Source organism: Bacillus sp. PPSBB_2 (genome assembly GCF_045291115.1).
Taxonomy (GTDB): Bacteria; Bacillota; Bacilli; order Bacillales; family Bacillaceae_G; genus Bacillus_A; species Bacillus_A cereus.
In genome coordinates this window covers 3,778,728-3,804,816 of the sequence record NZ_CP147983.1, presented here as the reverse complement: position 1 = coordinate 3,804,816, position 26,089 = coordinate 3,778,728, and the positions used below count along the sequence as shown (strand labels likewise).

Sequence of the window (26,089 nt, the reverse complement as noted above, 5' to 3'; positions counted from 1 at the left end):
AATAGGAAGGTGGTTCACATGACATTACAAGTTCCAACAATATTAATTGGTTTAGGTGGAATCGGTAGTACTGTGACGCATCAAATATATGAAAAACTGCCTGAAGAGCGCCGGAAAAAGGTAGCAATGCACGTATTTGATACAGATGTGAATACATTAAGTAAATTCGATCATATTCGAAAGTTTAAGACACAAACAAGTTCTAGTAAAACGCCTAGGGAGTATATTGCGGGAGATCCAACGATCCCAGAGTGGTTTCCGATGGATCCGACTATACTTGATAAACCATTAACAGAAGGAGCAGGACAGTTACGCGTCATTTCACGTTTAGCGTTACGTGCTGCGATGAAAGAAGATAAATTGACGTCTTTTTGGCAAGAAATCGAGAAGATTTTTCCGGTTACAAGTGATCAAACGGAATATGGTGTGCGTGTCATTATAGTAACATCACTAGCAGGCGGAACAGGTTCAGGGATGTTTCTGCAAATTGCTTTATATTTACGTGAAATGCTTCGGAAGAAATTGCAGCATCATAACATTTTAATACGCGGTGCGTTTTTAATGCCGGATGTTTTAGTAAAGACGAGAACGGTTAGCGCGAAAGAATTTGAAACGGTGCAAGCAAATGGCTATGCATCGTTAAAAGAATTACATGCTATTACGCTCGGGTCTACTGGAGAATTATCAAAACGCGGCGGTGTAACAATTGAATTAGAGTATCGCCCTGATCAAGTAGATGAAGACGGAAGAACGAATCATACAATTAAACAACATCATTTACCGTACAATTATTGTTTCTTATACGATTACGAAAACCTACATGGACACCATTTACACAATTTATCAGACTATATGGAACAGATGGCAAATACAATTTATTTACAGTTATTTAGCCCGATGTCCACAAGTCATTTTGCACAGGAAGACAATCAAATTCAGCAATTAGCAGAATCAAGCGGAAAAGGACGATATTGCGGGGCAGGAACGGCAAAACTCATTTATCCATATGAACATGTGTTAAAATATTGTGCTTTAAAATGGGCTGTGCAAGGTTTAGATGAATCGTGGCTTCATTTAGATCAACTGTTTCAAGAGAAGAAGCAAAGATACGATCAAGATGTAAAACGTGGGATGCAACGTGAAAAGCCGGAGAGAGGTAAAAGTTATTTAGAGGACTTGGAGCATCTTGCTACCCGTCCAGAGCAAGCTCATATTTTCTATAGACAAATGTACAATGAAACACGTGAAGGAGCAGAGGGTGGTAAGCTCGGAGTTGCGAAATCAAAACTTTTTTTAGAAGCTGTAGAAAGTTATGTACAACGAACGGTGCAAAAAGATGAGGAATTAAATCGTCTGCAACATGAGTGTAAAATTTCAGCTACGAAATTGAAAATGATGGAACAAATGAAGGGTGAAGTGGCAAGAGTGGATCATGCGGTTCGTTTATATGCGTATGCGATTCCGAGCCGGGTACATGAACATGTAACGACACTTTTATATGACATGATTGAATCAGACCGCTTTTCACCAAGTGGCTCTGAAGGGCAGTCCTATCAATTAAATACATGGTTTTTAAAGAAAACAGATCCCGTTCACCCAGTAGCAGCACGTTTTATGTTATATGAAATTCGAAAGCAGTTAGTAGAAAAAATGAATCGACTACATGAAAATAATGAACAAAAGCGTAATGTAATTCAAAATTACGATAAAAAATTTAATGTGGGTAATATTGATGGAACGGTAACGGCTGTACGCCGAGTAGAAATTGCTCAACAACAAGGCTGGTTCGGAAAAATGATTAATAATCAGCAACGTTTATTCAAAAGAGAATTTGAAGACATCGTAACGCAATATGTACACAAATTAAATGAATATCGAAAAGAAATGCTATTAGAACTTGTATATCAATCGCTATATCAAGCAGTTAATAAAATGATTCAATATTGGGAAAGATTTTTTGATAATTTACATGAAACACGTGAAAATTTACTGTTTGAAATCCAAAAGCGCAGTAAGGAATTTGAAGGGAAAACAAACCCGACGAATGTATATGTATTAGCTGAGGAACAGCTGCAAGAAAAGATATGGCAAGATATGCAGCAACATTTAAATTTAGGTGTACTACCGAAAGATATATCAGCGGAAATTTATATGAGTTTGTACGGGGAATACTGTCGTGATGCGAAAACAGAAGAGATTCAGTCGAAAAAGGTAGAGGATTTCTACCGAGAACATATACTGAGCTATTGTTATGACGAACTGCAAGTACGCTATCGTGATAAATTAGAACTGAATATTATTGAAGCGTTGCGAAAAGAAGCAGATTATAAGAAACGTGATCGCGATGAATACGTTCGTGAAAAAATTGAAGACCTGTTCCATTTAGCGAGTCCATTCGTTCCGAAAGTTGCTCATCATAGGGAATTACAATATTGGGGTATACATCCTTCTTTAAAGAAAGAGTTGCAAGAGGAATTAATTCAAGAAATGTTTAAAGAAAAAGATACAGTACATGAAGCCTTTTCGCCATTTGAAGTGATCTGTTATCGAGCGCATTACGGCTTATCGCTGCAAAACTTTCCTAAATTATCATCAGGACATATTTCAAATGGATTTATGAATGATAAAGGTGACTATTTCCAATCGTATTATCGCCGTGTAAACAAATTAAATAGTAAAAAATCTAGTTTAACGCCGCATTTAGATAAGTATTGGCATTTACCAGCCTTTATGCCAGATTTAAACGCGACTCAAACAAAATTAGATTATGATAAATGTAATCGTGCATTACTATACGCATATATGTATCGCTGGATTAGTTTAGTTGCTGTTGATGGACAGTTTGTGTATCAATATAACGGTGTAGGACGTAGCTTTTTAATTCAGTCGATGGGGAAAAATATTTCAAGCGAAAGTTATAAATTACACAGAGCGTTGCTTCATAATCCGTTTATTTATGAAAACATCTTGTCACGATTTGAAGAAGAGCAAGAAAAGGCGATGATACAAGGTGGACATTTATATACACATCCGTTCGTATTAGGAGCCCAAGATGTAAGATGGCTTAGAAAAGAACATGTCCACAATCTTTTAGATATGATTTTAATGTATGACCGTGAAGCGAAGTATGATCCGACGTTAGAAGAAACATCAGATGAATTATTAAGACTATTCCTTGATGAAATCGAGTTGTATTTCCAGAACTATTACGGTACAGGTGCCGATATGGTGGCAAAGAAAGAGAAAGAAATGTTTATTAAACAATTGTGGGATCGCTCGCATGCAAAAGGATATGTAGATCCAAATAGCGCTCCGTATAAAAAATGGCAAAATTTATTAGGTGTTCAAGATGAAGAAGAAACGTCAAAAACGAATGTATAATGAATGAAAAGGGAATCCTTAAAAGTGGCAATACAACTTTAGAAAAGAGGGATTCTGATGCCGTTTTTAGGAAGTGTATATCAAATATTTGGGTTATATCCGGAACTTTATTATGGGATGATTTCAGCGGAGCTGCAAGAGGAAGCTCAGAAGGAGCATCTTGAAAATAGTAGTGCAGAAGCTGAAGCGGAAGAATAAAAAAAGTGCAGATGAAAATCTGCACTTTTTTGTTAGTATTAAAATGGTAAAATAACCTCAAATGAATTATTATTTTTAAATAATAATTCATTTGAGGTTATTATGATTTTCATTGCATTGTATGCAATGAAAATTGTATGAAAATCAATGTAATAAAATGTGTATGAATATTAAGGTGGAAAACAACAATGTTTTTGAGAAAATAATTATGTATAAAAAATAACATTTGATACATAATCAACCGATTATTTTTGATTGATTTATTATTGACAATATAATTAATTGTATGATAAATTCAATCAGCATTCTTAATGGTTTTTTGTACCATTAATATTTTGAAAATTCAATATGCTATAAGGGGATTGATTTTTCTGTTTTTTTGAGGTGGGTTACTAAGTCTATAAGGGAAGTGAACTATGTATATTTTTATTTTTAAAATAGAACAGTAATAAAGAATGTAACAAGTAAGAGATAAACTTGAAAAAGAGGTTTCAAAGAATGAGTCTTTTCATAAAGAAAGCAATGGATGAAGAAAAGAAAAAAGTATTGAATCAAACTTTAGGAGCGATTGATTTAACTCTTTTAGGTATTGGAGCAATTATTGGTACAGGTATTTTCGTATTAACTGGTATTGTAGCAGCGAAACATGCTGGTCCGGCGATTGTATTATCTTTTGTATTAGCGGCAATTATATGTGCATGTGTAGCTTTCTGTTATGCTGAATTTGCATCTACAGTTCCAGTTTCGGGAAGTGTATATTCATATACATATATGACACTAGGTGAGATTTTTGCATTTATAGTTGGCTGGTGTGTTATGCTGGAGTATTTATTAGCGACTTCTGCGGTTGCAGCAGGCTGGTCAGCATATTTTCAGTCATTGCTACTAGGTTTTAATATTCACATTCCTACGGTTTTTGCTTCGGCACCAGGAATGGGGAAGGGTGGAATCATTGATTTACCAGCAGTTCTTATTATTTTAGTTGTTACATTTTTATTAAGCCGTGGTGCAAAAGAAAGTGCACGAATAAATAATATAATGGTTATTATTAAACTGGCTGTTATTGTAGGATTTATTGTTGTAGGGACACAATATGTAAGACCAGAGAATTGGCAACCATTTCTACCGTTTGGTTTTCACGGTGTGGTAGGAGGCGCTGCTACTGTATTTTTTGCTTTTTTAGGATTTGATGCAGTTGCAACAGCCGCAGAAGAAGTGAAGCGTCCACAACGTAACGTGCCAATTGGGCTACTTGTTTCCTTGTTCATTTGTACGGTTCTATATGTAGGTGTTTCATTCGTGTTAACTGGAATGGTTCCGTTTACGGAATTAAATGTTGCTGATCCGGTTGCATATGCGTTGCGCATTGTAGGAGAAGATAGAATTGCTGGGTTGTTATCGGTGGGAGCGATAGCAGGGCTAACAACAGTTCTGTTAGTAGCTATGTTTGCATTTGTTCGTGTATCTTATTCGATGAGTCGAGATGGATTGTTACCAAAAAGACTTTCAAGTGTCCATAAACGTTTACAAACTCCATTTTTTAATACATGGGTTACAGGTATACTAGCAGCTTTATTAGCGGGATTAGTGGATTTGAATTTATTAGCTAATTTAGTGAATATGGGAACGATAACAGCATTTGTGTTTGTATCTATAGCTGTCATTGTATTAAGAAAGACACATCCTAATATGAAGAGGCCATTCCGTGCTCCTCTAGTACCTTTTTTACCTATTGTTTCGATAGTAAGTTGTATATATTTAGCTTTGAACCTTTCTAAGCTTACTTTAATTAGTTTTGTGGCATGGATTATAGTAGGGGTTTTCATATATTTTGTATATGCTAAAAAACATAGTAATGTTAGAAATAGAAATAAAGTATAGTCCATTGAAATAATACTTGTAATGGAAATGAAAACACGCTACTTATTCATATAAGAACAAGTAGCGTGTTTTTTCTATTTAATAATCCCATTTTCTAAAATTTTAATAGTTGGTGCCACTTTCACATTAGCTTTTGAAAAGGCACTCGGCCAATCATCTTCGACTTGTTTCCATTCTTTATATTGAAACGCTCTCGCATAATCACCAAATCCGAATGGATCAAGTTGCTGTTTTTGAATGTTGTGGATTAAATCGTTCAAATCTTTGTTTAGTTGTTTTGTAATAAGAGAAGTTAATTTCTTTCTATCTTTGTCTATATCCATATTGAATGTAAGTTCAGAGACAGCAATTTTTAAATCCATTTTAACATGAAATTTGAAGTGGTTATCGCTATAGTCTGTATGGATATCACGATTCATGCTAAGAACATTTATTGTTACGAAATCGCCGCCATCGGTATCTTTTAAATCACTATTACTTTCAACTGAAGTAGAAGGGATTTTCAATGTAAGCGAAACCGGTGTATTCGCTTTCTTTTGTAACAAAAGAAGAAGGGCGCTTTCATAACGATTTAATGACATTTTATAAATTCCGCGAGAAGTTAATAGCGCGGAACCAGTAACGATAACATCCTTTTTACCTTTTTTTATTTCTGAAATAGCAGGTGTTATACCTTTATTAAACGTTTGCCTGTGAAATTCATGGAATGTCGTAAAAACGGTCCGATTGTACAGTTTGTTCGTGTTAATTAAATCTGTTAAATACTCGGGAAGGGCAGGCTTATCTTTAAAGTTATTATATATAACTGAAGAAATTGGACCGTCTACTGCAACCATGCGCATGTTTCCAGTGTTTTTAGGATCACGATACCAAACATCAAGGTAAGGCATAGCCCCTTCTTGTTTTAAAAAAATTGTGCTAAATAAAATGAGCTGTAACTTTTCTGTAGATACTAAACCGCCACTTGAACTATTAAACGTTGCTTTTGCTTCTCGAGGTGTACGTACTTTCGCTTCATGTGTTTCGTACTTTTTTTCTACGTCTTCATTAAAAATAGGATTTACGTGGTACACAATTAATTTTCCTTTTGCTTTTGCGTCAAAGCCGTAAATTAATGAAATCGATTGTTTTTCTAAGTCGAGTCGATCTCCACAGCCTGTTAAAAAGGTTATGAGAAAGTAAAGTATAGTGAAATGAATAAAGCGCCTCATTTAAACTCTTCTCCTTTTCCAATGCTGATAAAGTGTCATGTATAAGAGAAATACGACTGGGAATAGAAAAACGATAAAATAACTTGCAGTTCCCCAAAATTCTCGCAACGAACTTATTTGGTAAGAGGAAGGGATATAAAAGAATAAGATGAAAATACACCCGAATAATAAAACATAAATAGGTAATGAACTGCTTTTTTTGTTAAGTAATTGATTAATTCCATCTGAAGCAGTGAAAATATAAGGAATACAGGAATCAAAAATAATAAAGAGATAAAATGACAAAAAGATAATTTCAAATCGCTCAAGAAATGAGAAGTGAAATGGTGTAACAAGAGAAAGAGTCGGCCATAAAAACTTTGTTATACCATCTGGACTAAAATAAACAAAAGAGACAAACGTGACTTGAAGATAAATAAATAGCGTAATCAAATTCGCAAGAACAATTCCTTTTTTTGCAGATGATTTATTACTGAGATAAGGATAAAGGACAAATGCAAACTCAAATCCGAGAAACGCAATGATAGTTGATTTTACTGTGTTTAAAACTGGTATCCAGCCTTCTTTAAGAAGAGGAAGAAGATAAATCCAATGCCCATCTTTAAGCGGAATAAACAATAGAAAAGGCATCCATAGTGTGAAAAATACAGTGAAAACAGCATAGCGACTTATAATAAGAACGCCTTTACATGCTAGCATTAACATTGGAATAGATAGTAAAATCATAATTAAAAACATTGGAGTTCTAGGTAAAATCCAAATGTGAATAACGTATAAGAGGGAAAAAATTAAGGAAATAGCTGCAAGGACAGCATATAAAATCCAAAAAATCATTCCTACTCTTCCTAGCCACTCCCCAAGATAACGAGTCAGCACATCGAGTAAAGTATATCCAGGATGATTTTCCATAATTTTCACAATACATAAACTGACTAAAGTAGTGAGAGCACATCCAATAATAATAGACATCCAGCCATCTGTATTTGCCCCTTGTGCAACTTCACGCGGAAGTGTAAGGACACCGAATCCTACTTGAACACCACTAATCGTTAAAATGTATTGAAATAAACTAATCTCCCTCTTTGCACGTTTTGTCACTTATTATCCTCCTTTTCCTCAACATCTCTTTGCCGGTTATCTTGTTTTAATTGTAGAGATAGTGGTCGTTTCTTCATAATTTTCCATGGGAAACGTACAAGGGTATCTTTTAAATCCGAAGCAAATAACGGAGAAAAAGGACTACCATAAGGAACACCGAGAGATTCCATAGAAAGTATATGAATAATAATGATTGCCATTCCAACCATAATTCCAATGACGCCAAATAAAGAGGCGGCTATCATCATTGGGAATCGAAGAAGTCGAATTCCTGCTGACATTTCTAAGTTAGGAATAATGAAGGAGGCAACCGCAGTAATTGATACGACGATAACCATAACGTTACTAACAATCCCAGCTTGAACGGCAGCTTGTCCAATTACAATTCCTCCTACGACGCCGATTGTTTGTCCAACAGGCCCAGGAAGCCGAATCGCTGCTTCTCGGAGCATTTCGAGAACTAATTCCATTAATAAAGCTTCTAATATGGGGGGAAAGGAATTTTGGCTCGAGATTCTCCAATCGTTAACAACAATTTGAGCGGAATCACTTCATAATGGAAGGAAATCATAGCAATATAAAGAGCAGGAGCAAATATTGCAATAAATAGCCCAGTGAAACGAAGAAGTCGTATAAAAGATGGAATCATGGGTCTGAAGCTGTAATCATCTATCGTCTGAAAAAAGGATGAAAAGGTCATAGGTCCTATTAATACGCCTGGTGAGCGATCTACAACAACGGCAATTCGCCCATCTAGAATATGATGTGCTGTTGTGTCAGGGCGTTCAGTTATTGATAATTGCGGAAAGAGAGTAAAGGAATTATCTTCAACAAACCCCTCTAATTCACCAGTAGTAAGAATCGCATCAACTTTTACTGACTCGATACGAGATGCCATTTCTTTTACGACATTTTCGTTCGCAACATCTGCTAGATAAAGCAAAAAAACCTTTGAAGTAGCTCGTTCACCAACAGTGAATTCCTTCACTTTTAATTCGCGATTTGGAATATATCGACGAATAAGTGCAAGGCTGTCGCTCGCTACTTCATTAAATCCTTCGTGTGAGCTTTTTATGGAGCTCTCTGTTGTAGGTTCTTCAATGCTCCTTTTTGGTGCCGCTTGCGTATCAAGCTCTAAAGTGGATAGTTGTCCGTTTATAAATAAAATACTTTTGCCGTGTAAAAGAGATTGTTCAATGTCTGTCCACTGTTGAACTTTTTTAATATTTCCGATAGAAACAGATGCTTCCCAAAAATCGTCTTCATTCCACTCTTTAAATAAGAGAGGACGAAGAATGTTTACGTTAATAACAGTTTTGTCTACAAGTCCTTCCATATATATAAGTGCAGCTTCCTGTCCGTTTTTTAATGGAAAAGTGCGTGTTATTAATTCTGGAATACCGCTAAACATTTTGGACAAGTGCTTTAAATTAAGGGAAAGGGAAGAAGAGATAGATTTATTTAATGCGTAATCAGCTTGCTCTTGGGTAGAAAAAGATTTTTCACCACGAATCCATTTATTAAAAGACCCCATTTGTTCGCTTACTCCTTGTTATGTTTTATCTCGATTGGTGAGGGCTGATAATCAGTGGGGGATGAAGAAAACCCCCCACTGATTAAAGTTTCACTTTATATGGGTTATTATGGATAGTTACAAGCTGACATATGCGTAGTTTAAATTTTATATTGTATATTTTTAACTTTAACGCTATAATTATAGTGTTAAAGATGGAATCGTGATATGACCTGTTATGACTCTATCGTTTTATTTATGAATAAATGGATTGGTATTTTAGCAAGATGTGCTAATAAACTACTCCACCATGATAATAACGTGCCGAAATGCGGTGCGTATATTTTCGTGGTGGAGTTTTTTTATTCTCAAAAAGGGGGAAAGACCATGAATAACAACATGGTTCATATTACAATTGAAGGAAAAAAGTATACAGCGGAGCCCGGTTCAACGATATTGGGTGTTATTAATGAGAACGGGATTGAACATCCGCAAATTTGTTACGTGCCAGAAGTAGATCCTATTCAAACATGTGACACTTGTATTGTAGAAGTTGACGGAAAGTTAATGCGATCTTGTTCGACAGTAGTGATGGAAGGTATGAACATTGAACGTGCTTCTGTTCGCGCAAAAGAAGCACAAACAGAGGCGATGGATCGGTTACTAGAAAATCATTTATTATACTGTACAGTATGTGACAACAACAATGGGAACTGTAAACTGCATAATACAGCAGAATTAATGGAAATTGAACATCAAAAATATCCGTATGAACCGAAAGTAGATGTAAGTGAAGTTGATATGACACATCCGTTTTATCGCTATGATCCTAATCAATGTATTGCATGCGGTCAATGCGTTGAGGTGTGTCAAAACTTACAAGTAAATGAAACGTTATCGATAGACTGGGAAGCGGAACGCCCACGAGTTATTTGGGATGAAGGAGTAAATATTAATGATTCTTCATGCGTTAGCTGTGGTCAATGTGTAACGATTTGTCCTTGTAACGCTTTAATGGAGAAAACGATGCTCGGTGAAGCTGGATTTATGACGGGATTAAATGCGGTATCATATATACCAAGGGTTTTAGAGCCCTTGGTGACACTTTGGTAACTTTTTTGCCAAATCGTCTTCTATAAAGGCGAGTGCTTCTGCTTGTTTTGACGGATATAAGTGACTATAAGTATTCAGAGTTGTTGCTACATCAGAATGACCTAGTCGTTGTGCTACTACAAGTGGACTTACACCTTTATTAATTAAATAAGATGCATGTGAATGTCTAAATTCATGAAGTAAAATTTTTTTCACTCCAGCAGTAGCCACATATTTCTTGTATCGTTCATCTAACGTGGAGGTAGCAATACTATTATAAAACTCACCGAAAACAACATAATCATTTTTTACTGGTGCTGTTAATGTAGCATGTTCTTTTAATTTCTTCAATAAATTAATGATAAGTATAGGCAATAAGATGATTCTATTTGATGATTTTGTCTTTGGTTTTGTAACTTGACGATTGTATTCAGTTTTGTTGATGTTAATCGTTTTTCCTACAAAATCAACATCCGCCCATGTTAAAGCTAATAATTCACCTTTCCTAGCGCCGCTATAGTAAAGTGTCGAAAAAAATGCATTGTAAAGTAAATCATCTACAGTATCGATGAACCTTTGAAATTCATCGAATTCCCAATAACTCATTCGTTTGTTTGATTCTAATTCAAAGTTTCCTGCAATACGTGCTGGATTGCTAGTCAATCCATAAAATTTTATCGCAAAATTGAATATAGCGGATAGTATAGTATGAATTTGCTTTAGAGTATCAGCGGAGTAGTTATTTAAGAGTTTATTTTGATAGTTCATTACATGTTTTGCGGTAATGGTATCAATTTTCATTTTACCAAATTCTTTTAGTAAATGATTATAAATTGCATTTTTTATGGCGTTAATCGAAGACTGTTTCCTCCTTTGGCAATACCAATCAAAATAACTATCAGCCACTTGTGCAAACGTCAAGCTAGAGTTCGTTTCTTTTTCAACTAACATTTTAGCTTCAGCTTCACGTGCTTCCTTTTTCGTTTTAAACCCACGACGCTTCACTTGTTTTTGAGTGCCATCAAACTGACGGACTCTGACAACGAAGAAATAGGTTCCGCGTTCTTTATCTTTGTAGACCACCATAGGAATCCCTCCTGTATATGTAAAGATTGATAATTCAATTTATTGAATAGATTATAACTTGTTTGTTACCAAAAGAAAAGGCTCCCAAAATAAATTGAGAGCCTTTTCTTTGACTTTAACCACTTTAATTTTAATACCATATTACCTACATGAAAATAAAATTACCGTTTAAAACAGTATAGCATATTTAAATCCGAAAATACTCCAAAAATAAAATTCCCCACTAGGATTAGTGGGGAGATTGGTTAGGGAAACCAATCAGGATAATACAAGTAAGGATGAAATCATATTACCATAATGATTGTGGGGCGTATATTGAGAAAATTCGACATTTATTTTTTGTAATATTGTAATACAATTTTTAATTGGTTGGGTGTAATTATTGAAAATTGGCTGGTTTCTACCTTGATTTGAGTAGAATACAATAAAAAATGAACTTCAATTCATTATTTGTGTGAAATATTTGAAACAGAAGTTGAATAATTTCAATATTTTTCTTAGAAGCTATATTGAGAAATATATTTCATGATGGAATAGAATATGTGTTTGTGCTAAAATTGGCTTTGGATACAGTATATGGGTTTGTATCAAACAAATAGACAGAATAGTCCTAAAAAACAAAATAATTAAAGCATAAAACTCGCAGAGCGTGTGTAAGAGGTCCACCCATAAAGCCTCTCACACCGTTCATCCTAAACCTACCTTAGGACAAACATTTGCATCATACGAGTTCCTCCTGTTATGAAGTGACCTTTGTCAATAGTTTTTCACCCATATTTTTTTGATGGCATACAAAAGCTTCAGAAATAAGATCTATCGACAGTTAACCACTCTGTTATTCGTGGATTGGTTACCTCAGGTTAATGGTCCGTCGTTAGGCTCTTATAATCTCAATACGTGGATCACATCTTTTCAAATTCTAATAAATAGCTTGTTTATCAGAATTTCAGCCGCGCCAGCAGAGAGGTTGTCATAGATAGCCAGACCTGTAATTCACTATCTCTGAAGCTCATCTATGCCATCAATTGATACTTTGGTCTCTAACTATGAATCCATCAACTTCATATCCCTTCTTCTTTTATTTTCAGTAAATGTTACCTGTTTCTAATCCCCAGATAAAACACCCAAGTTCTCTTGCAATCGCTGTAATGGCCACATTTCGAGGTTTCCCTTGATATATCATGCGATGATATTTTCTTTGTAACCGTTCTACTGCCCGATCCGCGTAGGAAATTACTTCGCTTTGTTGCCCTCTTTGTCTGGCTTTCACTCGTTTCGATTTTAATCCGATTGTTCCCTTTACCAACGCATTTGCACATTCTACAAGAGTAGACCTAACTGTCGAATTGCCTTGCTTTGTAATCGAACTTCGACTGATTTTCTCTCCACTTGAGCTTTCGCTTGGCGTCAATCCTACATAAGCCATAAATGCTTTAGCCGTCGGGAACCGAGTGAAGTCTGCAATCTCCACATGAACTGTCATTGCTGCGGTTGTGTCTATCCCTTTTAAGCATCTTAACTTTTCCACTGGTTCTTCGTATCTTTCACTATGAGATAATTCTTCTAGTCTCAGACTGAACCGCTCAATTTTATCAACTAGAACATCATACTGTAATAGGTATTCGCCTAACGTTTCTTTGAATAATCCTTGTAGATCAAGATTCTTTACCCATTTCATATAAGCGATTGTCCAGCTTGATTTTCCTTCGTAAATATAGCCATGTCTTAAAAGGAATGCTTTTATCTGTTGTTTTATTTTTTTCAATGATGTTTTAAAATCACCTAACATGCGGATATACTCTTTCACGGCAACATCCTCTTCTTCTGGAACATATACTTCTTTATAGGTGCCATTCGCTAAATTAATAGCAATCATTTTGGCATCGAATTTATCATTTTTCACCATTTTGTTTTTTGATGAACTGTACATTGTTGTGGGAGCTAAAATATCACAATCAATCCCGTTTTGCTCCAGCAGATTATGAAGTGAATATCCTAAACAACCAGCCTCGTATCCAGCTTTAATTTTTATATCTTCACCATATTTTGTTTTCAGTTTCTCAACAAATTTTTTTACGAGAGATACATTTGAAGCACATCGTGCTTCTCTTACAATTTCCCCAGTTGTTCCGTGCAATGCACATAAGCTAAAGCTTTCCTTGTGGACATCCATCCCAATATATATTATATTTTCCATAGTGGCCTCCTATTATCATAGGGTATACACCCATTCGTAATGTTTGTTTTCACTCATTATTATGGGTTAAAATCCCTGACTTGATAATCTAGGGGGTCACTTCATATTATCTTAGTTTAACAGATATTCATCATTCGTAGTGCAGTTTAGAGGTTGAGAAAATAGGATGGTGGATTTTTATGTTTTAAGGGTAAGGGGGAACAACATGAAAAAAGTTATGGACGAATTGTTGGAGAAAATTGAATCTTCTGGGTTCACACGTCGGCAATTTGCTATAAGGATTGGTGCAAGTCGTGAAACATTCCGAAGGGGTATAAATGCAGAAAGCGAAATGGATGTAGAATTGTTTTTTACAGCTATAAATTTTCTGTATGAAAATCCTGAGGATAAACGAAAAATTACAGCTAAGTATTTTCTAGCATGTAATCATCCAGCACATTTAGAAGTAGGGTTAATTTATTGTCAGGTACAAGGTGAATATAGTTTAATGAATGAGCTTATTGAACAAAATAAAGAAAATTCTAGTTTATCAATATTTTTTACAATATACATATTGTTTAATAAACGTAATAAAAATGAATTAAGAGGGCAACTACTTTACGAAAAAATTAGGGAGACTCGTTTTTCTTCGAATCCGCATGTTCAAGTTATGGCTAACATTTTATATATGTTAGCGTTGGCGGATAAACCTAATAATAATGCAATTATTCAATATGTAGATGAGGTTGAGGCAAATCTTAAACTAATTAAGAAAGGGAGAATAAAAGATTACCTTCGCATGTTTGCAGATGAACGCATTGCATTTATGCATTTATGGAGGATAGAGTTGAATGAGTGTAGAAAAATTGCTTATAGGATTATTGATTCACCTATTGATATTCCGATGATTAAAATGACAGGCGTTTCGTGTTTGGCGGAAAGTTTTCAGGTTGAGAATCCTATAAAGGCTGAAGCCCTTTTGGTACAAGCGGGGGATATGTTAAAGGAAATTAAAGTATCTCAGCCATCTCAAAAATATATAGCAGTCCAAACCACTTTAGCTCACGTCCGGATATATAATAATATAAACATTGATAAAATTGATGTATCGACACTTCATCCAACTGAGCGGGCGACATTTGAGTATCGTTTCGGGAATCGCGAACTTGCACTTTCTATTTTTGAAGAGTTAAAAGAAGCTGGGCATACTCCTTTTTCTCGAATTGCACATTCGATGTGTATTCAGGATATTGATGGTATTAAACAGGCGTTACTGGAATTTGAATTAATGGGATTGAGTTTTTATGGACAAATGTATAAAATGATTCTTAACAAGGAAGGGGTTGTGTTGGCGTGAAAGTGAAGATAGTGACAGTATTAATGATTCTGGGGATTGTGAGTTTGTGGGGAGGAAGTTTAAGTGATTTTGAACAGAAAGAAGTTCAACAGAAACAAACAGAAATAAAATATATGTTTAACGATCCGGGAACTAGCTGAATAGAATTTAAAAAAAGTCACTACTTAGTAGTGACTTTTCGTGCTTTTAGGGGTGACCCATTCTAAAGGGGTATGTTTCAAAAATAGGTCACCTATAATTTTACAATTTATAAAAAGGAGAGACTTTGTATGGTTCTAAATACGTGTAGAATGGAATCAGGAGAATGCGAAATGAACAAAGAACAATTGGCGAAAGAGTTAATGGTAAAGTGGTTTTTAGAAAACAAGAGAACAGATGTTAAAGAGGTGTTACAAGTCATTACCTCAAGTGTATATGAAGAAATAGAAACCAAAAAAGCTAACAATTAAGTTAGCTTTTTTGGTAGAAAATTATCTCTTATTTTTGCGTTTTAGTAAATTGCACATACATCAAAGCTTGTTTCCACGCATTTTCTTGTTCATTTTCTGGTAGGTCGGATACCAATTCAGCAAAACGTGAAGCCATTTCAGCCGTTTTTTTATCTTCAGCTTCCGTTAAACGGGAATCTTGTGATCGTCCTAATAAATAATCTGTAGTCACACAATATAAATCAGCGATCGCTGTAAGTAAGGACATGCTTGGCTCAATTCTATTTGTCTCCAGATGAGAGTAAGTAGGTCTAGAAATGTTTAATTGGTTAGCTATTTCACCTTGAGTGCGCTTTCCTCTTAATTGTTTTAATTTGTTGCCCAAGGTCATTTGAATAATCCCCTTTCATAACCGAAATGTCTTATTCTCATTATAGTTAAAAAAAATATCAATTTAAACCCTTTTAAGAAAAAAATGTTCAATAATTTATAAAAAGTGTTGATGTTCAAAAAGTTATCATTTATACTGAGGATACCGAAGGGGTTAAACTGATAAGAAGGTGATTCAATGAGTAATATAGTTAAAAACGAGAGACTCAATTGCAAAATGACAAGAAAACAATTAGCGGAAAAGTTAGGTATATCAGTAGCGTACATAAGGAAGATAGAAGATGGGTATATACCGAGACCTTATATAATAGCAAGATATCAAACAGTATTTAATAGGAGCGCTAGAGAGCTTTTTCCTGATTATTTTGCGGTATTTGATGATAAATAATTTATCCTGAAGTAGCTAATTGGTGAGTTGAAATATCAACATTTTCTTTTAAAAGGAGTGATATCTATGCACAAAAACCTATTCATCGCTAGAAAAGAGCAACGCATGACACAAGAGAAAGCGGCAAATTTGATTCACATTGCACCAAGAACATATTTTGCTAAGGAACACGGTAAAAGTGACTTTACCTTAAAAGAAGCTCAAAAACTAGCAAAATACTTCAAAACAACAGTGGACGAGCTGTTTGAAAAATAAACAGAAAAGGTGGGAGGAGCATTTATGAAAAATGGTAAAAGACCAACCAAGAGAGAAAAGATACATATCAATTCATATAAGTTAAATCCTGATAATTGGCTAATCTTTAAGAAGATAGATGGCCAATTACATTTAGTACATCGTCATACGAACTCAATACGAGTCATTCTAAGTACATAGGATAGGAGATGAGACAGTGAATGAAGTAATAACTTTATCAACTGACATCAATGTGATTACAGCAGAAATAAAAAGTTATCAGCAAATTGCAGGTCAGTCGATATTTGAGATTGGGAAACGATTAAAGCATGTGAAAGAAAACGATTTAGCGCATGGGGATTTCGGTAATTGGTTAATTGATATGGATTTAGATGATAGCACAGCAAGGAAGTTCATGAGGGCATATACACAATTTGAAAAACGGGGTACGTTTCCCGATTTGCCATCATCTAAGATTTTTCAAATTATTGCATTGCCATCAGAAATAGACCGTCAACAATTCATCGAAGAACCACACACGATTCCCTCCACAGGAGAAGAAAAAACAGTTGATGAGATGACTGTAAGAGAACTAAGAGAAGTCAAAAAGTCACTCAAAGAAAAAGACAAGCTCCTTCAACAAGCGCAGAAAGAGGCTACACAAGCCCGCAAATCAGAACAACTCACCCGGAAGCAGCTAGAAAAATTAGAACAACAAGCACCTACGATTGTCGAAAAAGAAGTGGTGAAAGAGGTAGAAATCGAGTCTAAGAAACATATTAATATTATAAACGAATTAAATGATGATAATAAAAAACTCAAGGAAGAACTCCGATTCTATCAAGAAAAAGAGAAAGCTCTGCACAAGAATGTGGAGGATTTACAACAAGAACAAGATTCAATGGACTTTATGGCGAATTGGACCGTCCACACTTTACGAGCAGAGCTTGAAGAACTTATTAAATCGTGTTCTGTAAGTAGTTTACAAACGGGTGCCATTGTAAATGCAGCACCTATTACAAAAGAGTATCTGCGGAGGGACATTCAGTCCATACGCACTCTAATGGATCGTATGGAACAAATATTAGACCACACATTTGCTGGATAAATAACGGGAGGAATGAATCTTGGGAAAATTAATGAGAAAGCAATCTGTAGAACCAATCACACTGGATGGGAGAGCGGTGGAACAATCTGCCACGCTACATAGCATTCATGCATACATGGAAGAAAGTCTGACGAGCCAAGCAAAAACAGAAAAGACGATGAAAGAACATACAAAGAAGCTGTCTAAAATAAATGAAAGTGTGGAAGAAGTCAAACAGCAATTTAAAGAAGCGACAAGGTCGCATGTGGCCAAGAGAATCATTCGCGAACAGTTACAACAAGAACGTTATGAGAAAGCGCATGTGTTAGCGAAAGAAAACGTTCAGCTTACAACAGACGACTGTTTCAAAGTGGAGAAAATGGTAGAACAAATTGGGGAGAACGCAAGAAAGAAAGTAGAAAAAATCGTAGCGGAAGAGGCTACGAAAAGAGAAACGACCCAGGTCATGCGCCAAATTACTTCCTACATTAAACGGCAACTAAAACTTCGTTCGATTGAAGATATTCCGAACGGTCTTGTCGATCAGCATAAAGTGTTGCTGCAAGGATTAACTCGAAAGAAACTCGATACTTTTATGAAGAAAGGTGGTTGTTAGATTGATGGAAGAAAGCACGTTTTCGCTATGTATGGTAGCTGTATTCTTTGCGGGTCTAGGCGGATTGGCATATGTGATGGATTGGATAGATAGAGTGTGGATGAAGGATGTGGAGAAATGACCACACAGGAAAAAGAAGTGTACATAGAACGCCGTCATGCGTGTATGGCGCAGTGTGCATTACGAGAATTAATCGCTGATCTACGTGAGCAACCAGAGGTAGCAAAGAAATGGGATGAAGAACATCAGCGATGTGGGAAAGAAGTGCTAGCGGTTTTGAAATAGGAGAAAGCCCTAACAGTAGGGTGCTAGGGCTCACAAGGTTGGAGAATAAATTATTGGATAGTAATTATAACATATAATTTCGTGAACCGATATAAAAAGATGAATGGAAATATAATACATCGGCTAGGGAAAGCCTAGCAATGCCTAACGTGTGGAAAACAAAATGAAAAGGTGGATGAGTGAGATGGGTAATATGAAAGAGGCACTAAGGGAATTGAACAAACGTGTAGAATCGCTTGAACAAAAGTTAACAGCGGAAGCATCTGTACCCGAGACTATCGAAGAAGATGGTCCACAAGAAAACCCCTCTTCGTTAAAAAATATGTTAGAAGAGAGGAAAAGTATCCTGATGCAGGTTCATGAGAATGAGACATTTTCCTTAAATGTGAATGAAACGAGAGGAATCAATGCAACAGGACCAGCAGAAATTATCATACAACATCCTGGTTCAAAAGAAACAGTCGCTCATTTAGAAGAGGCTGTAGAGAAAACGATTTTAGATCTAACAGAATTAATTGATGTTATGAAGGACCAAGTTTTTGTTAACAACTTAGCCGATTTTTCAAACATTGTTACAGCTACATCTGAATTGTATAAAGCTTATAAAACGTATAACCAATAAAACGACAAGCCTATGCTTGTCATCATGATTAGAAGCAGTCCCCCTTGATTCCTCCACATCGTTTCTGGTCATGATGATGCGTATATGCGTCAGAGGGGAGTGTTTGTTGATGAATAAAGCTCTGAATTGGCTTGCATATTTCGTAGAAATAGGGATCATTCCATTTGCTGTAGGAATAATGTGTGGCTATCTAATCTGGGGTTATTAGAGAAAGGGGAAATATAAACAATGAATATCAAACAATATGGCAAACGTGAAAAACAATTAGTCGAACAAGTAGGAATGGCGAGAATGTGGGATTTTAATCAATTGGTGATAGCTATTATTGATAAGCATGGTATAGAGGCTGGGGAAGCGATTTTAAAGGATTTACAGAAACATGCAGTGGATGCAGCGAAATTACACATACAAGCTGTAGAAAGCGAAAAAGCCCTATAAAATAGGACTTCTTCTGTACATAGTCATACTACTTGAGAGAAATTAACACTCTTCAATATTATTATACCAAATATATTCTGAATTATCTGTTTGTAAAAAATCCCAAAAGACAAAAAGACCCGAAATTAGGTCTCTTTATCCACAATACTAGATTAGAACAAAATAATAACCAGAGGGATACTGAGAACTCAATATCACTTGTATTATATCAGAAAATTATAAAAATAAAAAGGAGAGAATACATATGACACCTGAAAAGTTATTCGAAGAGAAACAACATTTAGTGTTTGCTGCAATAAAGCAACAATTTCATAGTCATGCGAATGCAGAAAAAATTGCAAAGAAAAATTATATGGATTTTGATGATCTTGTTCAAATAGGAAGAATCAAATTATGGGAATTATGTTTGAATTACGATCCTGAAAAAGAATCTACTTTTAATGCATATGTAATGATGACACTAAAGTGGAAAATAAGAAATGAAGTTCATACAAAAGGTATGACAATCAAAATTCCACGGTCTGTTGATTATGAAGAAAGAAATAAATTGTGTTTTCATTCCATTGATTTGTATACAGAAGATGATACAGAAAATGATTTTTTGCAGTTTCTCCTATAAATGTGGAAGAAGAAGCGCTGTTATCAGTTGAATTTGAAGAAGTAACGAGTGTACTGGGAGAAAAAGAAAAGTCAATCATTCTACACGTTGGTGAGGGGTATACGACAAGAGAAATCGCGAGGAAATTTGAGATGGGTGAATCCACAGTGAAAAAAAAGAAAAATGCAGCATTTCTCAAAATCAATCCTAATTATAAACCGTTAAACCTAAGAACCTGTCTAGAATCTTTTTAATAAAATTGCCACACCTGCCAATAAGCAACTTTGTCTACTGTTTTCAAGTGTTCGTTCACAGTTTTTCCACAGTCTGCGATAATTTTCCAACCAAGCAAAAGTTCGCTCTACGATCCAGCGTTTGGATAACACAACAAACTTGTGAAGTTCCGAGCGTTTGATAATTTCAACTGAACAATGAATCGTTTCTTTTATCGATTGTGCAAATGATGGGCCCGTATATCCACCATCACAAAGTATATTTGTCACTTTGTCCAATGATTTTTTATGCTTTTCACACATTTGGATAGCACCTTCTCGATCTGTTATATTCGCAGTTGTTACTTCAATCGCATGAATGAGACCATTGGTGTCTACAGCGATATGTCGTTTGATTCCTGATACTTTCTTTCCCGCATCGTAGCCTTTTTCACTCGCTATCCATGTGTTTTTTACACTTTGTGCATCTACGATGCAGAAGCTTGTCTGTTTTTTTCGACCCTCTTGTTCACGATAGGTTTCGATCAATTTTTTTATGCACTTTTTCAAGAAGACTTATGCCATTCTCGTCTACTTTCCGCCAAATCTGGTAGTAGGAATAGACGGTTTTCCAGTTTGGAAAGTCCCTTGGCAGATTACGCCATTGACAACCTGTCGTAAGCAAATATAGTACACCGCAGAATACCTCGTACAAATCAACTGTGCGTGGGCGCGTCGTTTTCCGTGCATTTTCTAAATCTTCACGAATCAGTTCAAACTGTTTACGAGTAATATTACTGGTATAATCATGTATCATTAGGAAACATCCTTTTTTGTATAGATTATATCATAGATTTCAGACAGGTTCTAAGGTCATTTTTCTTAGGAAAACGATCATTCAAGGGAAATCGCCAGCAGCCACTGGCAATTTAGACAAAAACAATTTTCAATCTCAGTATAACATATATGCATATAAAAAGGAGTGTACGGATGAATGGATATTCAAGAAGTAAGCCGAGCGGTACAAGCAATACGAGCCGAAGAAAACGAGAACGGTATTCTCAGTATTCGTGGGAATGAAGTTCATTTGAGCAATGAAACATTTGAGTGGGTGTTAGGTGAAAACAGTTTGAAACCAAACATCCTCTCACGTGAATCAGAAGAGTTGCCGTATGAAGTTTCATTTATCAATGACAATGTCATCTATTATTCTCTTTACACTTCAGAAAGAATGAAAAATAAATTTGGGGGGCTGACAAATGAATAAGCCAGTTAAAGATTTTGTAACAGTTGAAAGAAATGTAGGCAATTACAATGTATTAAATTCGTCTGATGTGAGTGTTAGTTATTACTTTAAATTTCCAAACCGACTGAATGAAGTCGTTACGAAACTAGGAATCAAACGTTCGTATATCATTACTGAAGAAAAAGACTATATCAATACAGATGATACTGCATTAGATATAGCCTTTGAATTGAAAGAAGCCATTAATTCTTATTGGATTAATACAGATAAAGAAAAAATAGATAAGCTTGTTGAGTTCCTTGAAAGAATTGAAGAGGAAGAAGAGCAACATCGGAGAGATTACGAAATAAAACATGCAGAGTATCAAGTTGATTTTTGGACAAACCGATTAAAAGAACTGAAAGTAAATGATTGAAAATCCAATTGTAGTCAGGAATCGTCATGATTCAGTAGTAAATAATGTTATGAGCGATTGTAAAAGTTGCGGCAAGGAAATCTATTTTGGTGAAGAGTACCGCGATATTGATGGTGATTACATACATGATGAAACAGATTGCATCAAACAATATGTAGAGTCTCATTCCATAAAGAAAGTAGCGGGTGAGTAAAGTGAACGCTGGTATTGAAGAATTAGAGAAATCACTGTCTGTGGAACAAAGACGATTGGGAGAATACAGGCGCGAGTTAGAAAGACTAGAAGAAAAGAAACCGATTGTAGAAAAGAATATTTTAGATACGATAGGTAAAATTTTCGACCTCGAAGCTTCAATTTTTGTTCTGAAAAGTATGGAGGGGAGTGAACAAAATGGAAATCACCAACGGTGCTCAAATTACAAAAAGTAAAAAGACGAAAATCATCATCTATTCCAAGCCAGGTAACGGAAAGACAACGGTTGCGGGGGTGTTACCAGGTAAAACATTAGTCCTGGATATTGATGGGACAAGCCAAGTGTTATCGGGCTATGACAATGTGGATGTAGCGAGAATTGATGGTGAACATCCACATGAAAGCATTCTACAGTTTTACGCATTGGCAAAAGAAAACATCGGTAAATACGATAACGTCTTTATCGATAATTTAACACATTACCAAAAATTATGGCTGCTAAAAAAAGGTGAAAAGACAAAAAGTGGTATGCCAGAATTAAAGGATTACGCTTTGTTAGATAACCATCTTTTGAAAGTAGTAGAAACATTTAATTCATTAGATGCAAATGTTATTTTCACAGCTTGGGAAACAACAAGAACTATCACTCATGATGATGGTCAGCAATATACACAATTCATTCCGGATATTCGGGATAAGATCGTAAATCACATTATGGGAATCGTTCATGTTGTTGGTCAATTAGTGAAAAAGGCAGATGGTACAAGAGGGTTTGTTTTAGAGGGTAATCAAAGTATTTTTGCTAAGAACCATCTCGATGCGAGGAAAGGTTGCATACAAGAAGAATTAATAGCGCCATCCACAAACTAAAATACAGGGGGAAATAAATCATGAGTTTCTTTAAATTTGATGAATCAAATGCAAGTACAGGGTTTGAATTAGTTGCTGAAGGTAAATATGAAGCGGTCATTGTAAATGCAGAAGCGGGTAGAACGCAAGCAGGTAAGCCAAAACTATCTGTAGACTTTGAAATTCGTAGTGACGTACCGCAGAATCATCAAGGAGTGAAAGTACTCTATAACACCTTTACGTTTGAACATGAGGTTTCTGTGAAAATCGTTAACTCATTATTAAAAGCATGTGGATTTCATAATAACCATGTCTTTACTTCACCAGAAGATATGGCGAAACAATTACTCAATAAAAATGTGAAAATCACAGTAAAACATGAAGAATACGATAAGGTTGTGGATGGCCAGAAACAAAAGCGTACGGCAGCCAAAGCAAAATATTATGACGTGTCGGACGTAAATCCGATAACAAGTAGTCCAGCAGTAACAGTGGGCGATGACATGTTACCGTTCTAAATAACTGCATAGAGAGGTTGGTATGTGCCGACTTCTCTTTTTTATATCCTAAAAGGCAAGTGGGAGGAAAAAATGAAAAAGAATCCATACAATTTCAACGAAATTCCAACAGAATTAAAGGCTCTTCCGCAATGGATACTTTGGCGAAAAGAGAAAAAAGATGGTAAGGCAACTAAAATTCCCTATCAAGTTACAGGGGAGATGGCGCAGGCAAATAATAGACGTACTTGGTCAACATTTGCGACAGCGGTCAAGTTTTACTTAGAAGGCGATTACGACGGTATAGGTTTCGTGTTCAGCAGGCAGGACAATTACATCGGAATCGATATTGATAAGTGTGTTGTGGACGGTAAAACGAATGCATTTTCAACAGAGATTATCGATACATTAGACAGCTATACAGAATTTTCACCATCAGAGAAAGGCATTCATATCATCATCAAAGGTAGCCTTCCACAATCTGTTTTAGGAACAGGACGAAAAAATACAAAACATGGTTTAGAAATTTACTCATACGGTCGCTTCTTTACTTTCACTGGGAATCGTGAAAATTCAAATGATGTGTATGATCGTACAGATGAGTTAGCGGAAGTATTTGAAACATACTTTGATGATAGCGACATTCAAGGTCGAGTGAATCTAGCTGACTTTGAAAAAGATGAAATTAAGATTTCAAACGAAGCATTATGGGAAAGAATGTTTCGGAGTAAGAAAGGCGATGACATACGCTCTTTATTTAACGGTAATGTAAAGAATGGTGATCATTCCGGAAGCGATCAGTCTTTATGTAACTATTTAGCGTTTTGGACTGGGAATTCAGCAACTCGAATGGATTCTATGTTTCGTGAGAGTGGACTAATGCGTGATAAATGGGATGTGATCCATTTTAGAGATACAAATGAAACATATGGGGAAAGAACGATTGCAAATGCGATTTCTTCCACACCTACAACTATTTTAGATAATCAAGATCAATTTGAAGAATTTTCGTTTGATTTCCGTGAGGGAAATACCACTGAAGTTGTGGAGGACAAGCCAAAAAAGAAATTTCGTTTAACAGAACTCGGAAATGCGGAACGTATTGCCTATGAATATGGCCATATTATCAAGTATGTAAACGAGATGGGGTGGCTCATATGGGACGGGAAACGTTGGAGAATAGATACAAGAAAAGAGATTGAAAGAATGACAGCAAAAGTACTTCGTAGTCTCTATAAGTCAGAGGATGAGCCGGAAGTGAAATGGGCGCGGATGTGCGAGCGTAGAAACATTCGAATGAATAGCATTAAGGACCTTATGCCGTTAGTTCCAGGTGAGCGTGAAACATTTGATCGACATTCTTTTTTACTCAATGTGGAAAATGGAGTGGTGGATTTACGAACAGGTCAGCTTTGTCCACATGATCGTAATTTATATCTATCAAAAATCACCAACGTGACATTTGACGAACAAGCGAAGTGTCCGACCTGGCTTACATTCTTAGATCAAATCTTTTTAGGTGATGGAGAATTGCTGGAATATATGCAGCGGTTAATTGGATATAGCTTAACAGGTGATATTTCAGAACAAATCATGATGTTTTTAGTAGGTGGTGGTTCAAATGGGAAATCCACATTTATCAATACCATCAAAGACTTGATGGGTGAGTATGGGAAGCAAGCAAAGTCAGATACATTCATTAAGAAGAAAGAAACAGGTGCAAATAATGATATTGCAAGATTGGCCGGAGCTCGCTTTGTAAGCGCGATTGAGAGCGAGGAAGGGGAAAGACTTGCCGATTCATTTGTGAAGCAAATAACGGGCGGAGAGCCTGTTTTAGCACGATTCTTAAGACAAGAGTATTTTGAATTCGTTCCAGACTTCAAAGTATTCTTTACGACGAATCATAAACCTATTGTGGGAGGATTGGATGAAGGGATTTGGAGACGCGTTAAATTAATTCCTTTTCACTTGAATCTACCAGCACATAAACGGGATAAACGATTATCTGAAAAATTATCATTAGAAATGTCAGGGATTCTCAACTGGGCGATTGAAGGGTGCATGAAGTGGCAAAAAGAGGGGCTCAAAGAGCCAAAAGTAGTAGCGGAAGCAACAGGACGATATAAAGAAGATATGGATATTCTGGGGCCATTTCTGAGTGAAGTTTGTTATATAGATGAACCGAAAAATGAAGCAATCAAAATGGAAGCAAAGGAACTGTATAACGTGTATGAAACATGGTGTTTTCGTTCTGGGGAACGAGCTTTAGGGAATCGGTCCTTCTATCGTATGATAGAAACGAAGGGATTTGGCAAAACAAAAGGAACGGGTAATAAGACATTTCTTACAGGAATTACCTTATTCGAACGGAAGCCAGCTAACAAAAGAGTTATTAAAAATGAGGAAAATAGCCATTTTAAGCTTACTCAATAACGATTTTGGCCCTTGAAATAACTTGTCTTAGCTTTTAATAACTTTTCAGAAATCCAATCATACCAAGGGTTCAACCCCTGTTTTATATATATTTAATTATTTTAGTTAGTATATCTTATATTAAATAAAAAATATAAATATATATATTAGGAGCGCTTTTGTA

At 35.7% G+C, this 26,089-nt stretch carries 27 protein-coding genes and 3 pseudogenes; 23 read left to right on the top strand and 7 right to left on the bottom strand.

Annotation, left to right across the window (positions count from 1 at the left end; genetic code table 11):
• Nucleotides 1-18: 18 nt before the first annotated feature.
• The 3 genes from V6946_RS18930 (at nucleotide 19) to V6946_RS18920 (ending at nucleotide 5,460) form a co-directional block, all read left to right on the top strand.
• Nucleotides 19-3,381: a tubulin-like doman-containing protein gene (locus tag V6946_RS18930; protein WP_366981438.1), complete on the top strand. Its 3,363-nt coding sequence runs from the start codon at nucleotides 19-21 to the stop codon at nucleotides 3,379-3,381.
• A gap of 57 nt (nucleotides 3,382-3,438) precedes the next feature.
• Nucleotides 3,439-3,579, top strand: coding sequence for a hypothetical protein (locus tag V6946_RS18925; RefSeq protein ID WP_001116192.1), 141 nt, complete (start codon nucleotides 3,439-3,441; stop codon nucleotides 3,577-3,579).
• A gap of 498 nt (nucleotides 3,580-4,077) precedes the next feature.
• Entirely contained in the window at nucleotides 4,078-5,460 is a 1,383-nt protein-coding gene (locus V6946_RS18920) for an APC family permease (RefSeq protein WP_000051661.1), read from the top strand.
• Nucleotides 5,461-5,534: 74 nt separating this feature from the next.
• Here V6946_RS18920 and gerSC read toward each other — a convergent pair whose 3' ends face one another.
• The 3 genes and pseudogenes from gerSC to V6946_RS18905 form a co-directional block, all read right to left on the bottom strand.
• The gene (gerSC, locus tag V6946_RS18915; protein ID WP_006928459.1) at nucleotides 5,535-6,671 is read right to left on the bottom strand and encodes a spore germination protein GerSC; all 1,137 of its coding nucleotides are present in this window, start codon (nucleotides 6,669-6,671) and stop codon (nucleotides 5,535-5,537) included.
• Complete coding sequence (locus tag V6946_RS18910; protein WP_000166518.1) at nucleotides 6,672-7,769, bottom strand: endospore germination permease; 1,098 nt, start codon at nucleotides 7,767-7,769, stop codon at nucleotides 6,672-6,674.
• Nucleotides 7,766-9,303 (bottom strand): annotated as a pseudogene (locus tag V6946_RS18905) (spore germination protein). Before V6946_RS18905 ends, V6946_RS18910 begins: the two are co-directional and overlap by 4 nt.
• A 366-nt stretch (nucleotides 9,304-9,669) precedes the next feature.
• On the opposite strand from V6946_RS18905, the pseudogene V6946_RS18900 reads away from it, so the two are divergent.
• Nucleotides 9,670-10,389: pseudogene (locus V6946_RS18900) on the top strand (2Fe-2S iron-sulfur cluster-binding protein); the annotation flags it as partial.
• Here V6946_RS18900 and V6946_RS18895 read toward each other — a convergent pair.
• Both V6946_RS18895 and V6946_RS18890 read right to left on the bottom strand, forming a co-directional pair.
• Nucleotides 10,369-11,460 carry a site-specific integrase gene (locus V6946_RS18895; protein ID WP_065484922.1) on the bottom strand — a complete coding sequence of 364 codons (1,092 nt, stop codon included), beginning with the start codon at nucleotides 11,458-11,460 and terminating at the stop codon, nucleotides 10,369-10,371. The pseudogene V6946_RS18900 and the gene V6946_RS18895 overlap by 21 nt on opposite strands.
• A 1,084-nt stretch (nucleotides 11,461-12,544) precedes the next feature.
• Complete coding sequence (locus tag V6946_RS18890) at nucleotides 12,545-13,657, bottom strand: IS110 family transposase (RefSeq protein ID WP_406622097.1); 1,113 nt, start codon at nucleotides 13,655-13,657, stop codon at nucleotides 12,545-12,547.
• Between the two features lie 205 nt (nucleotides 13,658-13,862).
• Between V6946_RS18890 and V6946_RS18885 the strand changes: the two genes are divergently transcribed.
• The 3 genes from V6946_RS18885 to V6946_RS18875 all read left to right on the top strand — a co-directional run bounded on the left by V6946_RS18885 (nucleotide 13,863) and on the right by V6946_RS18875 (nucleotide 15,442).
• Nucleotides 13,863-14,993 carry an AimR family lysis-lysogeny pheromone receptor gene (locus V6946_RS18885; protein ID WP_366981439.1) on the top strand — a complete coding sequence of 377 codons (1,131 nt, stop codon included), beginning with the start codon at nucleotides 13,863-13,865 and terminating at the stop codon, nucleotides 14,991-14,993.
• On the top strand, nucleotides 14,990-15,133 hold the full coding sequence (locus V6946_RS18880; protein ID WP_179860832.1) for a hypothetical protein: 144 nt from the start codon (nucleotides 14,990-14,992) through the stop codon (nucleotides 15,131-15,133). Before V6946_RS18885 ends, V6946_RS18880 begins: the two co-directional genes overlap by 4 nt.
• Nucleotides 15,134-15,304: 171 nt before the next feature.
• Complete coding sequence (locus tag V6946_RS18875; RefSeq protein ID WP_179860833.1) at nucleotides 15,305-15,442, top strand: hypothetical protein; 138 nt, start codon at nucleotides 15,305-15,307, stop codon at nucleotides 15,440-15,442.
• A 28-nt stretch (nucleotides 15,443-15,470) separates the two neighbouring features.
• On the opposite strand, the gene V6946_RS18870 is transcribed toward V6946_RS18875, so the two are convergent.
• Nucleotides 15,471-15,812 (bottom strand): helix-turn-helix domain-containing protein, encoded by a 342-nt coding sequence (locus V6946_RS18870; RefSeq protein ID WP_000172213.1) that lies wholly within the window; start codon nucleotides 15,810-15,812, stop codon nucleotides 15,471-15,473.
• A gap of 177 nt (nucleotides 15,813-15,989) precedes the next feature.
• Here V6946_RS18870 and V6946_RS18865 point away from each other — a divergent pair, with 177 nt between their 5' ends.
• From V6946_RS18865 to V6946_RS18825, 9 genes and pseudogenes are all read left to right on the top strand, one after another.
• Nucleotides 15,990-16,199 (top strand): helix-turn-helix transcriptional regulator, encoded by a 210-nt coding sequence (locus tag V6946_RS18865; RefSeq protein ID WP_033692792.1) that lies wholly within the window; start codon nucleotides 15,990-15,992, stop codon nucleotides 16,197-16,199.
• A 66-nt stretch (nucleotides 16,200-16,265) separates the two neighbouring features.
• Nucleotides 16,266-16,454, top strand: coding sequence for a helix-turn-helix transcriptional regulator (locus tag V6946_RS18860; protein WP_085308741.1), 189 nt, complete (start codon nucleotides 16,266-16,268; stop codon nucleotides 16,452-16,454).
• Nucleotides 16,455-16,478: 24 nt separating this feature from the next.
• Nucleotides 16,479-16,634: a DUF6906 family protein gene (locus V6946_RS18855; RefSeq protein ID WP_406622096.1), complete on the top strand. Its 156-nt coding sequence runs from the start codon at nucleotides 16,479-16,481 to the stop codon at nucleotides 16,632-16,634.
• A gap of 16 nt (nucleotides 16,635-16,650) precedes the next feature.
• Nucleotides 16,651-17,541, top strand: coding sequence for a hypothetical protein (locus V6946_RS18850; RefSeq protein ID WP_366981441.1), 891 nt, complete (start codon nucleotides 16,651-16,653; stop codon nucleotides 17,539-17,541).
• 19 nt (nucleotides 17,542-17,560) lie between these two features.
• Nucleotides 17,561-18,136 (top strand): hypothetical protein, encoded by a 576-nt coding sequence (locus V6946_RS18845; RefSeq protein ID WP_366981442.1) that lies wholly within the window; start codon nucleotides 17,561-17,563, stop codon nucleotides 18,134-18,136.
• A gap of 117 nt (nucleotides 18,137-18,253) precedes the next feature.
• Nucleotides 18,254-18,421: a hypothetical protein gene (locus V6946_RS18840; RefSeq protein ID WP_366981443.1), complete on the top strand. Its 168-nt coding sequence runs from the start codon at nucleotides 18,254-18,256 to the stop codon at nucleotides 18,419-18,421.
• A 184-nt stretch (nucleotides 18,422-18,605) separates the two neighbouring features.
• On the top strand, nucleotides 18,606-19,043 hold the full coding sequence (locus V6946_RS18835; RefSeq protein ID WP_366981444.1) for a hypothetical protein: 438 nt from the start codon (nucleotides 18,606-18,608) through the stop codon (nucleotides 19,041-19,043).
• A gap of 228 nt (nucleotides 19,044-19,271) precedes the next feature.
• Nucleotides 19,272-19,481: a hypothetical protein gene (locus V6946_RS18830; RefSeq protein WP_366981445.1), complete on the top strand. Its 210-nt coding sequence runs from the start codon at nucleotides 19,272-19,274 to the stop codon at nucleotides 19,479-19,481.
• A gap of 244 nt (nucleotides 19,482-19,725) precedes the next feature.
• Nucleotides 19,726-20,333: pseudogene (locus V6946_RS18825) on the top strand (sigma-70 family RNA polymerase sigma factor).
• On the opposite strand, the gene V6946_RS18820 reads toward V6946_RS18825, so the two are convergent.
• Nucleotides 20,319-21,108 (bottom strand): IS5 family transposase gene (locus V6946_RS18820; RefSeq protein ID WP_406622095.1). Its coding sequence is split into 2 segments (ribosomal slippage): nucleotides 20,319-20,849 and nucleotides 20,851-21,108, totalling 789 coding nucleotides; the frame shifts between segments, so codons are not numbered across the junction. The pseudogene V6946_RS18825 and the gene V6946_RS18820 sit on opposite strands and share 15 nt — an antisense overlap.
• A 177-nt stretch (nucleotides 21,109-21,285) precedes the next feature.
• Here V6946_RS18820 and V6946_RS18815 point away from each other — a divergent pair.
• From V6946_RS18815 to V6946_RS18785, 7 genes are all read left to right on the top strand, one after another.
• A complete protein-coding gene (locus V6946_RS18815; protein ID WP_366981641.1) occupies nucleotides 21,286-21,558 on the top strand; it encodes a hypothetical protein in 273 nt (90 codons plus the stop codon).
• Nucleotides 21,551-21,952: a hypothetical protein gene (locus tag V6946_RS18810; protein ID WP_366981642.1), complete on the top strand. Its 402-nt coding sequence runs from the start codon at nucleotides 21,551-21,553 to the stop codon at nucleotides 21,950-21,952. Before V6946_RS18815 ends, V6946_RS18810 begins: the two co-directional genes overlap by 8 nt.
• Nucleotides 21,953-22,001: 49 nt before the next feature.
• Nucleotides 22,002-22,145 carry a hypothetical protein gene (locus tag V6946_RS18805; RefSeq protein WP_406622094.1) on the top strand — a complete coding sequence of 48 codons (144 nt, stop codon included), beginning with the start codon at nucleotides 22,002-22,004 and terminating at the stop codon, nucleotides 22,143-22,145.
• A gap of 1 nt (nucleotide 22,146) precedes the next feature.
• On the top strand, nucleotides 22,147-22,380 hold the full coding sequence (locus V6946_RS18800) for a hypothetical protein (RefSeq protein ID WP_366981644.1): 234 nt from the start codon (nucleotides 22,147-22,149) through the stop codon (nucleotides 22,378-22,380).
• A complete protein-coding gene (locus V6946_RS18795; RefSeq protein ID WP_366981645.1) occupies nucleotides 22,343-23,014 on the top strand; it encodes an AAA family ATPase in 672 nt (223 codons plus the stop codon). The genes V6946_RS18800 and V6946_RS18795 overlap by 38 nt, the downstream gene beginning before the upstream one ends.
• 20 nt (nucleotides 23,015-23,034) lie before the next feature.
• Nucleotides 23,035-23,511: a DUF669 domain-containing protein gene (locus tag V6946_RS18790; protein ID WP_366981646.1), complete on the top strand. Its 477-nt coding sequence runs from the start codon at nucleotides 23,035-23,037 to the stop codon at nucleotides 23,509-23,511.
• Between the two features lie 72 nt (nucleotides 23,512-23,583).
• Nucleotides 23,584-25,926 (top strand): phage/plasmid primase, P4 family, encoded by a 2,343-nt coding sequence (locus tag V6946_RS18785; protein ID WP_366981647.1) that lies wholly within the window; start codon nucleotides 23,584-23,586, stop codon nucleotides 25,924-25,926.
• The last annotated feature ends 163 nt before the right edge of the window (nucleotides 25,927-26,089 follow it).

What these genes read in the sequence shown, in the direction of transcription:
- V6946_RS18930 (WP_366981438.1), top strand. Translation starts at nt 19, where the DNA reads ATGACATTACAAGTTCCAACAATATTAATTGGTTTAGGTGGAATCGGT.
- V6946_RS18925 (WP_001116192.1), top strand. Translation starts at nt 3,439, where the DNA reads ATGCCGTTTTTAGGAAGTGTATATCAAATATTTGGGTTATATCCGGAA.
- V6946_RS18920 (WP_000051661.1), top strand. Translation starts at nt 4,078, where the DNA reads ATGAGTCTTTTCATAAAGAAAGCAATGGATGAAGAAAAGAAAAAAGTA.
- gerSC (WP_006928459.1), bottom strand. Translation starts at nt 6,671, where the DNA reads ATGAGGCGCTTTATTCATTTCACTATACTTTACTTTCTCATAACCTTT.
- V6946_RS18895 (WP_065484922.1), bottom strand. Translation starts at nt 11,460, where the DNA reads ATGGTGGTCTACAAAGATAAAGAACGCGGAACCTATTTCTTCGTTGTC.
- V6946_RS18890 (WP_406622097.1), bottom strand. Translation starts at nt 13,657, where the DNA reads ATGGAAAATATAATATATATTGGGATGGATGTCCACAAGGAAAGCTTT.
- V6946_RS18885 (WP_366981439.1), top strand. Translation starts at nt 13,863, where the DNA reads ATGAAAAAAGTTATGGACGAATTGTTGGAGAAAATTGAATCTTCTGGG.
- V6946_RS18875 (WP_179860833.1), top strand. Translation starts at nt 15,305, where the DNA reads ATGAACAAAGAACAATTGGCGAAAGAGTTAATGGTAAAGTGGTTTTTA.
- V6946_RS18870 (WP_000172213.1), bottom strand. Translation starts at nt 15,812, where the DNA reads ATGACCTTGGGCAACAAATTAAAACAATTAAGAGGAAAGCGCACTCAA.
- V6946_RS18865 (WP_033692792.1), top strand. Translation starts at nt 15,990, where the DNA reads ATGAGTAATATAGTTAAAAACGAGAGACTCAATTGCAAAATGACAAGA.
- V6946_RS18860 (WP_085308741.1), top strand. Translation starts at nt 16,266, where the DNA reads ATGCACAAAAACCTATTCATCGCTAGAAAAGAGCAACGCATGACACAA.
- V6946_RS18855 (WP_406622096.1), top strand. Translation starts at nt 16,479, where the DNA reads ATGAAAAATGGTAAAAGACCAACCAAGAGAGAAAAGATACATATCAAT.
- V6946_RS18840 (WP_366981443.1), top strand. Translation starts at nt 18,254, where the DNA reads ATGACCACACAGGAAAAAGAAGTGTACATAGAACGCCGTCATGCGTGT.
- V6946_RS18835 (WP_366981444.1), top strand. Translation starts at nt 18,606, where the DNA reads ATGGGTAATATGAAAGAGGCACTAAGGGAATTGAACAAACGTGTAGAA.
- V6946_RS18830 (WP_366981445.1), top strand. Translation starts at nt 19,272, where the DNA reads ATGAATATCAAACAATATGGCAAACGTGAAAAACAATTAGTCGAACAA.
- V6946_RS18815 (WP_366981641.1), top strand. Translation starts at nt 21,286, where the DNA reads ATGGATATTCAAGAAGTAAGCCGAGCGGTACAAGCAATACGAGCCGAA.
- V6946_RS18810 (WP_366981642.1), top strand. Translation starts at nt 21,551, where the DNA reads ATGAATAAGCCAGTTAAAGATTTTGTAACAGTTGAAAGAAATGTAGGC.
- V6946_RS18805 (WP_406622094.1), top strand. Translation starts at nt 22,002, where the DNA reads ATGAGCGATTGTAAAAGTTGCGGCAAGGAAATCTATTTTGGTGAAGAG.
- V6946_RS18795 (WP_366981645.1), top strand. Translation starts at nt 22,343, where the DNA reads ATGGAAATCACCAACGGTGCTCAAATTACAAAAAGTAAAAAGACGAAA.
- V6946_RS18790 (WP_366981646.1), top strand. Translation starts at nt 23,035, where the DNA reads ATGAGTTTCTTTAAATTTGATGAATCAAATGCAAGTACAGGGTTTGAA.
- V6946_RS18785 (WP_366981647.1), top strand. Translation starts at nt 23,584, where the DNA reads ATGAAAAAGAATCCATACAATTTCAACGAAATTCCAACAGAATTAAAG.